This is a genomic window from Oleomonas cavernae, from assembly GCF_003590945.1.
GTDB lineage: Bacteria > Pseudomonadota > Alphaproteobacteria > Zavarziniales > Zavarziniaceae > Zavarzinia > Zavarzinia cavernae.
In genome coordinates this window covers 291,918-305,220 of record NZ_QYUK01000016.1, presented here as the reverse complement: position 1 = coordinate 305,220, position 13,303 = coordinate 291,918, and the positions used below count along the sequence as shown (strand labels likewise).

Here is a 13,303-nt window from a genome sequence, read left to right as displayed (position 1 = left end):
AAGGGGGCCGCGGCGCCTGCCGCGGCCCCCTCCTATTGGTCAGGCGCGTTCGCCCACCGCCACCTCGGCCGCACGGATCTCGGCGGCACGCTTGGCGATCACGTCACCCACCGGCGGGCCTTTGAAGCGGCGCCGCTCGATACCGAACCAGCCCACCACCAGCAGCACCAGGATGCCGAGGCTGTAGTTGATCAGGATGTCGTTGGGCGGCTGCATGCCGAGATAGAACAGGCCCAGGGCAAACAGGATGCAGATCACCGCGAAGGGCTTGGACATGGCGCCCAGCTTGAACGGCCCGAAGGTCGTCCAGGTCTTGCCTTCCGCCAGCAGGCCCGCCGCGATCGGCATCGCATAGGAGAGATACAGGAACACCGCGCAGCCGGCCGCCAGGGCGGCGAAAGCCGGCGAATACAGGGTCGAGACGAAAGCCAGGACCGCGCCCACCCAGACCGCCACGGTCGGGGTGCGGAAGCGGGGGCTGACCTTGGCCAGGGCCTTGGGCAGGCCGCCGTCGCGCGCGAAGGCGAACAGCATGCGCGAGAGCGAGGTGAGGCCCGCGAGTGCACACAGGTAGTTCGCGGCGACGATGCCGATATAGAGCACATCCTTCAGCACCGCCGGCATGGCCGAGCCGTTGATGGTCCAGAAGATGACGCTGAAGCCTTGCTTGGCGCCTTCCGTCGTGTCCGGCATGGCCAGCACGAAGGAGCAGATCATGAAGTAGCCGAAGACGAAGGACCAGAACACCGAGGTCAGCATGCCACGCGGCACGCTGGTCTGGGCCGAGCGGGTTTCTTCCGAGGTGTGGGCCGAGGCATCGAAGCCGGTCACCGTATAGGCCGGCAGCAGCAGGCCCAGGGCGAAGGCCATGATCGCCGAGCCGGCCAACGGCCAGACCCCGCCGCCCGCGTCGCCGGTGTTGTTGGTGAAGGTGAACAGGCGGCCGACATCGAGCGACGGCGCCGCCACCAGCAGGGCGATGGTCAGCACGATCGCCACCGCCAGGATCAGATAGCCCGAGAAATCGGTCAGGATCGTGGTGGCGCGGATACCGACGTGGTTGAAGATCGCCTGGGTGATCACGATGATCCCCACGGCGATGATCTGCGAGGTCGCGTCGAAGCCCGAGACATCCATCCCGAAGACGCCGGCCAGGACCAGGTCCTTGAACAGCAGCCAGACGCCGACGTCGACCGAGGCGACGACGAAGACCAGGCCCAGCAGGTTGATCCAGGCGCAGGCCCAGCCCCAGCCCCGGCCGCCCAGGATCGAGGCCCAGTGATAGAGGCCGCCGGCGGTCGGATAGGCCGAGGCGATCTGGCCCATCGAGGCCGCCACGATCAGCGACAGGATGCACGACAGCGGCCAGCCCAGGCCGATGGCAGCGCCGCCGCCGGCCGAGAAGCCGAGCGCGAAGGCGGTGATGCCGCCGGCCAGGATACAGATGATCGAGAAGGAAATGGCGAAGTTGGAAAAGGCGCTCATGCGCCGGTCCAGCTCCTGGGCATAGCCCATGCTGTGCAGGACCTGGAGGTCCTTGCGATGTTCTTCGTCAACAATGCCCGACATGATTGAACTCCCCACACCCGTTGCAGAAATTGCACCGATGAAGCCGTCCCTGGCCGGACGTTGCCGCCCTTGCTTTCGAATGAGCGTTCCAAACTGTCGCAATTCTGTCAATGATGGAACGAATGATCCAACGCCGGCCGGAAGGGGGAGGGCGGAAAATATGGCGAAATCAGCAGCAGCAATGCGCCCGGCAGTGGTCGCCGGGACGGTTCTGGAGCGGACTCAAGCGGTCCTGGCCAAGCTGACGCCCCGTGAAGCCCGCGCCGCCAGCCACCTCATCGCCACCTATCCGATGGCGGGGCTGAGCTCGATCGGCGCCTTCGCCAAGGCGGCGGGGGTCAGCGCCCAGTCGATCCTGCGCTTCATCGCCAAGCTGGGCTTCGCCGGTTACGGCGCCTTCCAGGCGGCCTTGAAGCACGAGGTGGCGGTCGGCCTGCAATCGCCGCTCGACCGGCTGGCCGCGACCAGCCGGCGGCCGCGGCGGGATGATTTCCTGGGCCGCTTCGCCGCCCGCATCGTCGAGAACATGACCGCGACCTTCGCCCATGTCCCCCGGGCCGATTTCGAGCGTGCGGCCAAGTCCCTGGCCGAGCCGCGCCGCCGCGTGCAGGTGCTGGGCGGCCGCTTCACCCAGACCCTGGCGCATTACCTGGCCCTGCACCTGGACATCGTGCGCGGCAACGTGCTGCGCCCCGACCCGCAAGTCGGCGCCTGGCCCGACCGCCTGGCCGACCTGGGCCGCCAGGATGTGGTGGTGCTCTACGACATCCGCCGCTATGCGCCGGATCTTGCCCGCTTCGCGCAGGCGGCGACCGGGCAGGGGGCCGAGGTGATCCTGCTGACCGACGCTGCGCAGGCGCCCGCGGCCGCGCATGCCAAGATCACGCTCGCGGCCGAGATCGGCATGGAGGGCACCTGGGATTCCTCCGCCGCCCTGCTCGCCCTGACCGAGGCCCTGATCGCCCGGGTCAGCGAACTGGCCGGCCCGCGGTTGCAGACACGGCTGGCGACCATCGAGGCATTGCGCACGGCCATGCGCTAGCCGGATACCAACACACCGTCGTCATCCCGGCGAAGGCCGGGATCCATTCTGGGGCAGCACGCGATGTCGCAATGGATCCCGGCCTTCGCCGGGATGACGACAGGGGTTATGCTGTATCCGTGGCAGCGTGAGACGGAGCGACAGCTTATGGCGAAATGGCGTTTGATTGCGGCTGTGGTCTTCTGCCTGCTCTTCGGCGCGGCGGCCCAGGCGCGCGACGATACCTCGCGGATTGCGGTCATGTCGGCCTTCGATGCCGAACTGGCCCTGCTGCTGAAAGCGGTCGGCGATCCCCAGCAGGTCGAAATCGCCGGCATCGACTTCACCACCGGCACCATCGACGGCCGCCCGGTCGTGCTGTTCCTCAGCGGCATCAGCATGGTCAATGCCGCCATGGCGACCCAGGTGGCGCTGGATCATTTCACGGTGAATTCCATCGTCTTCAGCGGCATTGCCGGCGGTGTCGACCCTGCCCTGGAAATCGGCGACGTGGTCATTCCCGAACGCTGGGGCCAGTACCTGGAAAACGTCCTGGCGCGCGAGACGCCCGAGGGCTGGCAACTGCCCCAGGGCATGACCCGGAAATTCGCGAACTTCGGCATGATCTTTCCCCAGACCGTCCGCATCGCCGGCCAGGGTGCCGCGACCGAGGAACGCTTCTGGTTCGAGGCCGACCCCGCCATGCTGGCCGTCGCCCGCCAGGTATCGGGACAGGTCACGCTGGAGAAATGTGCGACGGCCGGCCGCTGCCTGGGCCGGCAGCCGCGCCTGACAGTGGGCGGCAACGGCGTCTCGGGGCAGAGCTTTGTCGATAACGCCGCCTTCCGCGCCTATGTTTTCGCGACCTTCCAGGCCCGGGTGCTGGACATGGAAAGCGCTGCCGTGGCCCAGGTCGCCCGGGCCAACGGCACGCCCTTCATCGTCTTCCGCAGCCTGTCGGACCTTGCCGGCGGCGGCCCGGGCGAAAACGAGATCGGCACCTTCTTCCAGTTCGCCGCCAACAATTCGGCCACCGTGGTGAAGGCCTTCCTGGCGGCCTGGGTGCCACCGAAACCTTAAGCCGTCATCCCTTCGCCTTCATTTCCTCGAGGACGATCTTGCGGAACAGGGTGAGGACGGCGTTGTCGGCGCGGTTGGCGTCGAAGGCGGCCTGGAACAGCGGCTCGCGTGAGAACAGGTCGGGGCGCAGGGCGCGCAGGCGGCCGGCGGCGACGTAGGGGGCTGCGAAATGTTCGGGCAGGTAGCCCAAAAAGGCGCCGGTCAGGATCAGGCGGGCCTCGGCCTCCATGTCGGCGACCGTGGCATGGGCGCCGGAGATGGCGAAGATCTTCAGGTCGCGGCCGCCCCAGTAGTTGCGCCCGACGATGCGGTGGCGGCGCACCTCGTCGACGTCGATTTCCTTGTCCGTGAGCTCGAACAGCGGGTGGCCCTTGCCGCAATAGAAGCGCTGCATCTCGCTGTAGAGTTCAATATAGGTCAGCCCCAGCACCACCCGCGGGAAACTGGCGATGGCGATGTGCAGGGCGCCGGTGACCACGTCGCGCAGCAACTCGTTGGGCGGCCGCGTCACGATATCCAGCCGGACTTCCGGCGCCCGCTCGACGAAACGGGCGAAGACCCGCTCCAGCGGCGCGTTGGGATCGGTGATGGTGTTGTCGGTCAGGCCGACCGCCAGGGTGCCGTGCAGCTTGTCTTTCAGCCCGCGCATGCGGGCATCGAACTGGCCCATGGAGGCGAACAGGCGGTGCGCCTCGGTATAGACCGCCTGGCCCTCGGCGGTGAGCGAGAAGCCGCCCCGGCCGCGCTTGCACAAGGTGACGCCCAGCCGCGTTTCCAGCCCGGTGATGTGGCTCGAGATGGTGGAGAGCGAGAGGTTCAGCTTGCTCTGTGCGGCGGCGAAACCGCCGGACTCGACGATCGTGACGAAGACGCGCAACAATCGCAAATCGGCCGTGTCCAGGGTCATGTCATCGCATACTTCGATCAGGATCGAAGTGAGTTTCGACTCTTTGTCATTTTTTCACAAGAGCGTCACTGTTGTTCTCTCTCGATCGGGAGACGACCAATTCCGGGGGATCAAGACATGAGCGTATTGGCAAAGCGTGGGATCAATCGCCGCGGCGTGCTGGCGGGCGGCGTTGCCGGCCTGGCGGCGGCCAGCCTGGGCCTCCCGTCGATCGTGCGGGCGGAAGAGAAGTCCCTGAAGGTCGGCGTCTATGGCGGCTTCTTCAAGGACAGCTTCGACAAGCACATCTTCCCCGAATTCACCAAGGCATCCGGCATCGCCATCGAGTCGATCGCCGAGCCGACGGGCGAGGCCTGGCTGGTCCAGCTCGAACAATCGGCCCGCGCCAAGCAGGCCCCGGCCGACGTCTCGATGATCTCGCAGACCTCAATGCTGAAGGGTGCCTCGGTCGAACTGTGGGCCCCCCTGGACGAGGCCAAGATCCCCGGCGCCAAGAATGTCTTCAGCCACCTGCAGAACCGCTATCCCGACGGCCGCCTGATGGGCGTCGGCGCGGTGTCGTGGTACATCACGCTGGTCACCAACACCAAGACCTTCCCGGAAGCGCCGACCTCCTGGGCGGAACTGTGGGATCCCAAGCACAAGGACCAGTTGGGCCTGCTGGCCCTGGTCTCCAACAGCTTCCTGCTGGAAGTCGCCTCGACGGTCTATTTCGGCGGCACCAAGGCGCTCGATACCGACGAGGGCATCGTCAAGGTGCTGGAGAAGATCGCCGAGCTGAAGCCCAACGTGAAGCTGTGGTACCGCGACGAGGCGCAGTTCGAACAGGCGCTGAAGTCGGGCGAAATCCCCATGGGCCAGTACTACCACGACGTCACCGGCCTGGCCGCGGCCGACGGCAACCCCGTGCGCTCGACCTTCCCCAAGGAAGGCGGCATCAATGATTCCGGCAGCTGGGCCGTCTCCAAGGCGTCCAAGAAGGTCGAACTGGCCCAGGTCTTCATCGACTACATGTGTCAGCCGGCTGTCCAGGCCTCGCTGTCGCGCAATGTCGGCACCTCGCCCACGATCGACCGCAAGCTGACCGACCTGACGGACGCCGAATTCGCCGCCTGCTCGTCGGACATCGCGCCGATCGTGCCGCGTTACGACCTCTACCAGTCCAAGGCCGACTGGCTCAGCCAGAAGTGGACCGAGATGATCGTCGGCTGACCCCAAAATCCCTCTCCGCCGCAGGCGGGGGAGAGGGAAGGGGCCTATTGCGCCAGCAATGGGAAGGGTGAGGTGGTGGGTCGGGAAGGAGTGCGCTCTATGCCGTCGACCCACCTCACCCAACCCTCTCCCCCCAGGGGGCGGAGAGGGCTTAATGTTGCAGGGGTATCAGTCAAGCGGGGGATTGCAGCATGTCGGGTCTGGTTCTTGATGGCCTCGTCAAGCGTTACGGCAGCGTCACCGCCGTTCACGACGCGACACTGAACATCCCGCATGGAAAATTCGTCTGCCTGCTGGGGCCGTCGGGCTGCGGCAAGACCACGCTGCTGCGCATGATCGCCGGCCTGGATGCGCCCACCCAGGGCCGCATCGTCATCGACGGCGCCAACATCACCGACGTGCCCACGCACAAGCGCGACTTCGGCATGGTGTTCCAGTCCCTGGCCCTGTTCCCGCACCTGACCGTGGGCGAGAACATCGCCTATCCCTTGCGCATCCGCGGCGCCTCCAAGGCCGACCAGAAGGCCGCGGCGGAACGCCTGCTGGGTCTCGTGCGCCTGCCGGGCGTGGCCGACCGGCCGGTCTCCAAGCTCTCGGGCGGGCAGCGCCAGCGCGTCTCGATCGCCCGGGCGCTGGCCCTGTCGCCGCGGCTGTTCCTGCTCGACGAGCCCTTGTCGGCCCTGGACGCCAAGCTGCGCGAGGCGATGCAGATAGAGTTGAAGCAACTCCAGCAGAGCCTCGGCATCACCACCATCGTCGTCACCCACGACCAGCGCGAGGCCATGACCATGGCCGATCTGGTGGTGGTGATGTCGGCCGGCCGCATCCTGCAGGCGGCGCCGCCGATCGAGATCTATCGCCGGCCGGCCGATGCCTTCGTCGCCGACTTCATCGGCATGACCAACCTGCTGCCCGGCACGGTGACGGCGCCCGGCCTCATCGCGGTCGAGGGCGGCGTCCTGGCGGCGCAGGAGACCGGCCCGGCGGGGACCAAGGTCATGGTCTCGGTCCGGCCCGAGGAGGTGAATGTCCATGCCACCCTAGGGGGTCCGCAGGGCGGCACCAACCACCTGCCCGGCACGGTGACCTTCCTGCGCGACCTGGGCGCCAGCGTCGAGATTCGCCTCGATGTCGCGGGCAAGGAGATCATCGCGGTCTCGGCCCCGCAGGACCGCCCCCTGGTCGAGGCGGGCGACACGGTGGCGGTGGAACTGCCCGCCGCCGCCTGCGTGGTGCTGCCCCAATGAGCCGGCCCGCCCCCCGCCGGCTGCTCGACTACGGGCCGATCACCTTCCCGGCGGCCATGCTGCTTTTGTTCTTCGTGCTGCCCTTCGGCATCATGATCGCGGTCTCGTTCTTTCACCGGGTCCAGGGCGGCTTCTACGAACCGGCTTTCGAATTCGACAACTATGCCCGGTTCATGAGTCTGTTCTTCGGCAATGTCCTGGGCTTCTCGCTCGGCCTGTCGGCCCTGATCGCCGCGATCAGCGTGATCCTGGCCTTCCCCTTCACCTACCTGCTGGTGCGCCAGCGCCGGCGGGTGCAGGTGGGCTGGCTGATCTTCCTGCTCTCGGTGCTGTCGCTGTCCGAGGTCATCATCGGCTTTGCCTGGTCGACCCTGTTCTCCAAGACGGCGGGCATTACCAATCTGCTGGTCGCCATCGGGCTGATGGACGAGTCGGTTTCGCTCACGCCGTCCTTCTTCGCGGTGGCGACCGGCATGGTCTACCAGGCCTTCCCCTATACGGTTCTGGTGCTCTATCCGGCGCTGTCGCGCCTCGACCCCACCCTGGTGGAAGCCGCGCGCACCCTGGGGTCTTCGCCCCTGCGCAGCTTCTTCAACGTAATCGTGCCGGGCCTGCGCAACACCATCGTCGCCACCCTGATCATGGTCTTCGTCTTTGCGCTCGGCTCCTACCTGCTGCCGCAACTGCTGGGCCGGCCGCAGCACTGGACCTTGTCGGTGCACATCACCGACCAGGCGATCTATCAATCGAACATGCCCTTCGCCTCGGCCATGGCAGTGTTCCTGGTGCTGGTGACCTTGGGGCTGGTGGGGCTGTCGCTCCTGCTCGGCCGGCGGGAGCATGCGCAATGAGCCGGTTTGCCACGCGCCTGACCTTCGCCGGCTTCGGCTTATTTCTAGCCGCCCCGCTCGCCGTCGTCGCCGGGGTGGCGGTGAACGAGAAGAAGTCGCTGACCTTCCCGCCGGAAGGCTTCTCGCTCGCCTGGTTCGGCGAGATCTTCACCAATCCTGAATGGTTCAACGCCTTGATCGCCAGCCTTGTCGTGGCGGCCACGGCCTCGATCCTGGCGGTGCTGATCGCCCTGCCCATCGCCTGGTTCCTGTGGCGCTGGCATGCGCCGTGGGTGCGCGTGGTCCAGGTGCTGGGGTTGGCCCCCTTCATCCTGCCGCCGGTGATCACGGCCCTGGGCTTCCTCGCCTTCTGGTCGGAACTGGGCGTCTACGGCGAACCCTGGACCGTGGTGATCAGCCATGGGATCTTCTTCGTCACCCTGCCGCTGGTGACCCTGACCTTGGGCTTCGATGCGATCGACCCGACCCTGGTCGAAGCCGCGTCGACCATGGGGGCCGATGATCGCACGGTGCTGGGGACCATCGTCTTCCCGCTGATCCGGCCCTACATCATCTCGGGCCTCGCCTTCGCCTTCGTGCTGTCGCTCAACGAATACATCGTCGCCTACATGGTCGTCGGCTTCACGGTGGAAACCCTGCCGATCAAGATTTTCAATGCCCTGCGCTATGGCTACACCCCCACCATGGCGGCGGTGACGGTGCTGTTCGTCGCCATCGCCGCGGTGGTCTTCGGCCTGATCGCCCGCTTCGGCGACCTGCCCAAGCTGCTGGGTGCCTGGTCGCCCAAGGACGAGTAACGAGGAGAGTATCCGATGTTCGACGCCAAGAAGCTGGAAGCCCTGCGCGCCAAATACGGCGACGGCAACGCGGCCGACATCTTCGATCCGGAATTCAAGCGCGTGGCGGACATCCAGTTTTCGGCCGGCGGCCGGCGCTCGATGCCCTTCGCCGGCGTCTCGACCTTCCTCGATGCGCCCTATCGCCCCGACGCCCAGGAACTGGCGGATTACGGCGGCCTCGACATCGCCCTGATCGGCGTGCCGATGGACTTAGGGGTTACCAACCGCACCGGTGCGCGTTTCGGCCCCCGCGCCGTGCGCACGATCGAGCGGGTGGGGCCTTACGAGCATTTCCTCAAGATGGTGCCGCTGGCGGAAGCCAAGGTGGCCGATATCGGCGACGTGCCGTTCCGCAGCCGCTTCAGCCTCGAATCCTGCCACGAGGATATCGACGCCTTCTATACCAGGCTGTGCACGGCCGGGATCGTGCCCCTGTCGGTGGGCGGCGATCATTCGGTCACCCAGTCGATCCTCAAGGGCGTCGCGGCCAAGCACGGGCCGGTGGGCCTGGTGCATTTCGATGCCCATTGCGATACCTCGGGGCCTTACGAAGGCTCCAAGTTCCAGCATGGCGGGCCGTTCCGCGTCGCCGTGCTCGACGGCAGCATCGATCCCGAACGCACGATCCAGATCGGCATCCGCGGCGCGGCCGAGTACCTATGGGAATTCTCCTATGAATCCGGCATGACCGTGATCCATGCGGAAGATGCCACCCGCATGGGCACCGATGCCATCATCGCCAAGGCCCGCGCGGTGGTCGGCGGCGGCCCGGTCTATGTCTCCTTCGATGTCGACTGCCTGGACCCGGTCTATGCGCCGGGCACCGGCACGCCCGAGATCGGCGGCATGACCAGCCGGGAATGCGTCGCCATCCTGCGCGGCCTGGCCGGCCTCGACGTGATCGGCGGCGACGTGGTCGAGGTGGCACCCCAGTACGACGCCACCACCAACACCGCCCAGGTCGCGGCCCAGCTCGTGTTCGAGATCCTGTGCCTGCAGGTCATGGCCCTCAAGAAGCGTGGGTGATCCCGTGTCGTTCAAACGTGCCGTTGCCAGGACTGCGGGCCAGCCGCTGACCTTCGAATGCGTCGAGACCCCCAAGCCCGGCCCGGGCGAGGTGCTGATTGCCGTCGTCGCCTGTGGTGTCTGCCATTCCGATATCCACGCGATCGATGGCGACTGGGATCCGCCGGCCAGCCTGCCCGTGGTGCCGGGCCATGAGGTGACCGGCCATGTCGTGGCACTGGGCGAAGGCGTTTCCCATCTGGCCGTGGGGACGCCGGTGGGCGTGCCCTGGATGGGCGGCGCCTGCGGGCGCTGTGCCCTGTGCCTGGCCGGCATGGAGACGATCTGCCCCCTGGGCGAGGCGACCGGCTATTCCCGCGACGGCGGCTATGCCACCCATGTGGTGGCGCGGGCCGATTTCGTCATTGCCCTGCCGCCGCACGCCGACCTGGTGGCGATCGCCCCCATCCTGTGCGCGGGCGTCACCACCTACCGCGCCTTGAAGCGGTCCGGCGCCAGGCCGGGCGATTTCGTCGGCATCATCGGTGCCGGCGGCCTGGGCCATGTCGCGGTCCAGTATGCCAAGGCCATGGGTTTCCGCCCGGTCGCCGTGGACCTCGCCGCCGACAAGCTGGAACTGGCCCTCAGGCTGGGGGCCGAGTTCGCCGTGAATGGGCGCGACGATGCCATCGCCAAGGTCAGCGAATTGACCGGCGGCGGCTTGCATGCCGCGGTCGTCACCGCGACGGCGCCCCAGGCCTTCGAACAGGCCATCGCCATGACCAGGCCCGCGGGCACCACGGTCTTCGTCGGCCTGCCGGGCGGCGAGGCCGACAGGATCAAGGTCTCGATCGGCGCCATCGCCAATTGGGAGCGCAGCATCCGTGGCTCCAATGTCGGCACCCGCGCCGACCTGGCCGAGGCGGTCGACTTCGCCTTGCGCGGCCTGGTGGCGGCGCAGATCGAAACGGTGGCGTTTGACGATGCCAACAGTGCGGTTGCGCGGTTGCGCCGGGGCGAGGTGAATGGTCGCCTCGTCCTGACCATGGTCTGAGGAGAACCCCATGCGTGTCGCGATCCTCCAGGGCCTTGATGCGGCCGTCGACAAGCCGGAGGCCCTGGCCCGGCTCGAGGCGGCGGCGTTCGACGCGGCGTCTCAGGGCGCCGGCCTGCTGATCGCGCCGGAAATGTTCCTGACCGGTTACAATATCGGCCCCGACGCGGTGGGGCAGATGGCGGAGGCGGTCGACGGCCCTTCGGCGCAGCAGGCGGCGGGTATCGCCCGCGCGGCCGGTATCGCGCTGATCTACGGCTATCCCGAGCGGGGTGCCGATGGCGCGGTCTACAACGCCGCGATGGTCATCGACGCCGGTGGCAAGCCGTTGCTCAATCATCGCAAATGCCACCTGTTCGGCGACCTCGACCGCAATGCCTTCTCGGCCGGCCAGGATTTGGCGCCCGTCGTCACCATCGGTGGCGTGAAGGTCGGCGTGCTGATCTGCTACGACGTCGAATTTCCCGAATCCGTGCGCCGCCTGGCCCTGGCCGGGGCCGAGCTGATCGCCGTGCCCACGGCCCTGATGCAGCCCTTCGATGTCATCGCCAAGATCGTCGTGCCGGCCCGCGCCTTCGAGAACCAGGTCTTCGTCGCCTATGCCAATCGCAGCGGCAGCGAAGCGGAACTGACCTATGTCGGCCTGTCCTGCATCGTGGCGCCCGATGGCGTGGATCTTGCCCGTGCCGGCCGGGGCGAGGAACTGATCGTCGCCGCCATCGATCCTGCCGTGGCCGATGCGGCCCGCGCCGCCAATCCCTACCTCGCCGATCGCCGGCCCGAGCTTTATGGCGCCCTGACCCGAGAGCGAGCATGACGGCCCCGCATGTCCTGGATGAGGCACCGGTGGTGCCGCCCGTCACCATGTTCGGGCCGGATTTTCCCTTTGCCTATGACGACTACCTGAAGCATCCCGCCGGTCTGGGCCAGATTCCGGCCGAGCGGCACGGCCTGCCCGTCGCCGTGATCGGCGGCGGCATTTCCGGCATCACCACGGCCTATGAGCTGATGAAGCTGGGCCTCAAGCCGGTGATCTACGAGGCCGACCGGATCCGGCGGCCGCCTGCGTTCGGAACCCTTCCGGGGTGGCGACGGTACTTTCGCGGAACTGGGCGCCATGCGCTTCCCGCCCTCGTCGACCGCCCTGTTCCATTACCTCGACCAGGTCGGGTTGAAGACCACGCCGTTCCCCAACCCGCTGTCGCCGGCAACGCCGTCGACCGTGATTGAACTGGGCGGGGAGCGGCACTTCGCCCGCCATCTGGACGACCTGCCCGCGGTTTTCGCCGAGGTGGCCAAGGCCTGGCGGGAGGCGCTGGACGAGGGGGCGGCCTTCAGCGAGATCCAGGACGCGGTGCGCGCCCGCGACGTGGCGCGGATCAAGGCGCTGTGGGATCCGCTGGTGCCGGCCTTCGACGAGACCAGCTTCTACGGCTTCATCGCGCAATCGACCGCGTTCAGCAAGCTCAGCTACAAGCACCGCGAGATCTTCGGCCAGGTCGGCTTCGGCACCGGCGGCTGGGATACCGACTTTCCCAATTCGATGCTGGAAATCCTGCGCGTGGTCTACACCAACGCCGACGAGGACCATCAGAGCGTGGTCGGTGGCGTCGAGCAACTGCCGCTGCGCCTGTGGGCGCAATCGCCGGAAAAAATGGCCCATTGGCCGGCGGGCACCTCGCTGTCCAGCCTGCACGGCGGCGTGCCCAAGCCGGGCGCTGCCCGCATCGCCCGGGGCAGCGGCGGCGGCATTGCCATCACCGACCGCTGGGGCAACACCACGGAATATGCCGCGGTGGTGGTGACCTGCCAGGTCTGGCTGCTGTCGGCCCGGATCGATTGCGAGGAGCGGCTGTTTTCGCCCGCCATGTGGATGGCGATGGAACGCACCCATTACATGCAGGCCTCGAAAACCTTCGTCATGGTCGACCGGCCGTTCTGGAAGGATCTCGACCCCGCCACGGGGCGCGATGTCATGTCCATGACCCTGTCCGACCGGTTGACCCGGGGCACCTACCTGATCGACCAGGGCGACGACCGGCCCGGCGTGATCTGCCTGTCCTACACCTGGAACGACGATGCCATGAAATGGCTGTCCCTGCCGGTGGACGAGCGGGTGCGCCTGATGCTGCATTCCCTGAAGCAGATCTATCCCGGTGTCGACATCCGCCGCCACATGATCGGCGAGCCGATCACGGTGAGCTGGGAGCAGGACCCCAATTTCATGGGCGCCTTCAAGGCCAACCTGCCCGGCCACTACCGCTACCAGCGCCGCCTGTTCAGCCATTTCCGCGCGCAGAATCTGCCGGCTGACCAGCGCGGCATCTTCCTGGCCGGCGACGATATTTCCTGGACCGCCGGCTGGACCGAAGGCGCCATCACCACCGCGCTCAATGCCGTCTCGGGCGTGGTCCGGCACCTGGGCGGCGGCAGCGCAGCCGGCAATCCAGGCCCGTTCGACGCCTGGGATGACCTGGCCCCGGTGGCGCTGGCGGATTGATCAAGTAGCCCCTCCGCC

12 protein-coding genes are annotated in these 13,303 nt (G+C 67.1%); 10 read left to right on the top strand and 2 right to left on the bottom strand.

The annotated features are described in order from the left end of the window. Positions 1 to 39 precede the first annotated feature (39 nt). A complete protein-coding gene (locus D3874_RS26690; protein ID WP_119782889.1) occupies positions 40 to 1,569 on the bottom strand; it encodes an amino acid permease in 1,530 nt (509 codons plus the stop codon). 160 nt (positions 1,570 to 1,729) lie between these two features. Here D3874_RS26690 and D3874_RS26685 point away from each other — a divergent pair, with 160 nt between their 5' ends. Both D3874_RS26685 and D3874_RS26680 read left to right on the top strand, forming a co-directional pair. Further along, positions 1,730 to 2,611, top strand: a complete 882-nt coding sequence (locus D3874_RS26685) for a MurR/RpiR family transcriptional regulator (protein ID WP_158596241.1) — start codon at positions 1,730 to 1,732, stop codon at positions 2,609 to 2,611. A 147-nt stretch (positions 2,612 to 2,758) separates the two neighbouring features. After that, positions 2,759 to 3,670: a 5'-methylthioadenosine/S-adenosylhomocysteine nucleosidase gene (locus D3874_RS26680; RefSeq protein WP_199699377.1), complete on the top strand. Its 912-nt coding sequence runs from the start codon at positions 2,759 to 2,761 to the stop codon at positions 3,668 to 3,670. Positions 3,671 to 3,674: 4 nt separating this feature from the next. On the opposite strand, the gene D3874_RS26675 is transcribed toward D3874_RS26680, so the two are convergent. Further along, on the bottom strand, positions 3,675 to 4,577 hold the full coding sequence (locus D3874_RS26675) for a LysR family transcriptional regulator (RefSeq protein ID WP_119782739.1): 903 nt from the start codon (positions 4,575 to 4,577) through the stop codon (positions 3,675 to 3,677). Between the two features lie 117 nt (positions 4,578 to 4,694). On the opposite strand from D3874_RS26675, the gene D3874_RS26670 reads away from it, so the two are divergent. From D3874_RS26670 to D3874_RS26635, 8 genes are all read left to right on the top strand, one after another. Further along, complete coding sequence (locus D3874_RS26670) at positions 4,695 to 5,789, top strand: ABC transporter substrate-binding protein (RefSeq protein ID WP_119782738.1); 1,095 nt, start codon at positions 4,695 to 4,697, stop codon at positions 5,787 to 5,789. Between the two features lie 191 nt (positions 5,790 to 5,980). After that, positions 5,981 to 7,036, top strand: a complete 1,056-nt coding sequence (locus tag D3874_RS26665) for an ABC transporter ATP-binding protein (RefSeq protein ID WP_119782737.1) — start codon at positions 5,981 to 5,983, stop codon at positions 7,034 to 7,036. Beyond that, positions 7,033 to 7,887: an ABC transporter permease gene (locus D3874_RS26660; protein ID WP_119782736.1), complete on the top strand. Its 855-nt coding sequence runs from the start codon at positions 7,033 to 7,035 to the stop codon at positions 7,885 to 7,887. The genes D3874_RS26665 and D3874_RS26660 overlap by 4 nt, the downstream gene beginning before the upstream one ends. Next, positions 7,884 to 8,684 carry an ABC transporter permease gene (locus D3874_RS26655; protein WP_119782735.1) on the top strand — a complete coding sequence of 267 codons (801 nt, stop codon included), beginning with the start codon at positions 7,884 to 7,886 and terminating at the stop codon, positions 8,682 to 8,684. Before D3874_RS26660 ends, D3874_RS26655 begins: the two co-directional genes overlap by 4 nt. A gap of 15 nt (positions 8,685 to 8,699) precedes the next feature. Beyond that, positions 8,700 to 9,752 carry an agmatinase gene (gene speB / locus D3874_RS26650; protein WP_119782734.1) on the top strand — a complete coding sequence of 351 codons (1,053 nt, stop codon included), beginning with the start codon at positions 8,700 to 8,702 and terminating at the stop codon, positions 9,750 to 9,752. Between the two features lie 4 nt (positions 9,753 to 9,756). Then, entirely contained in the window at positions 9,757 to 10,785 is a 1,029-nt protein-coding gene (locus D3874_RS26645) for an alcohol dehydrogenase catalytic domain-containing protein (protein WP_119782888.1), read from the top strand. Between the two features lie 10 nt (positions 10,786 to 10,795). Then, positions 10,796 to 11,602 (top strand): carbon-nitrogen hydrolase family protein, encoded by an 807-nt coding sequence (locus D3874_RS26640; protein ID WP_119782733.1) that lies wholly within the window; start codon positions 10,796 to 10,798, stop codon positions 11,600 to 11,602. Between the two features lie 246 nt (positions 11,603 to 11,848). Next, entirely contained in the window at positions 11,849 to 13,285 is a 1,437-nt protein-coding gene (locus tag D3874_RS26635) for a flavin monoamine oxidase family protein (RefSeq protein WP_338016780.1), read from the top strand. The last annotated feature ends 18 nt before the right edge of the window (positions 13,286 to 13,303 follow it).

Bases quoted from the DNA above. Each gene is read 5' to 3' on its own strand.
- D3874_RS26660 (WP_119782736.1), top strand. From the start codon at position 7,033: ATGAGCCGGCCCGCCCCCCGCCGGCTGCTCGACTACGGGCCGATCACC.
- D3874_RS26675 (WP_119782739.1), bottom strand. From the start codon at position 4,577: ATGACCCTGGACACGGCCGATTTGCGATTGTTGCGCGTCTTCGTCACG.
- D3874_RS26685 (WP_158596241.1), top strand. From the start codon at position 1,730: ATGGCGAAATCAGCAGCAGCAATGCGCCCGGCAGTGGTCGCCGGGACG.
- speB (WP_119782734.1), top strand. From the start codon at position 8,700: ATGTTCGACGCCAAGAAGCTGGAAGCCCTGCGCGCCAAATACGGCGAC.
- D3874_RS26680 (WP_199699377.1), top strand. From the start codon at position 2,759: ATGGCGAAATGGCGTTTGATTGCGGCTGTGGTCTTCTGCCTGCTCTTC.
- D3874_RS26655 (WP_119782735.1), top strand. From the start codon at position 7,884: ATGAGCCGGTTTGCCACGCGCCTGACCTTCGCCGGCTTCGGCTTATTT.
- D3874_RS26640 (WP_119782733.1), top strand. From the start codon at position 10,796: ATGCGTGTCGCGATCCTCCAGGGCCTTGATGCGGCCGTCGACAAGCCG.
- D3874_RS26670 (WP_119782738.1), top strand. From the start codon at position 4,695: ATGAGCGTATTGGCAAAGCGTGGGATCAATCGCCGCGGCGTGCTGGCG.
- D3874_RS26690 (WP_119782889.1), bottom strand. From the start codon at position 1,569: ATGTCGGGCATTGTTGACGAAGAACATCGCAAGGACCTCCAGGTCCTG.
- D3874_RS26665 (WP_119782737.1), top strand. From the start codon at position 5,981: ATGTCGGGTCTGGTTCTTGATGGCCTCGTCAAGCGTTACGGCAGCGTC.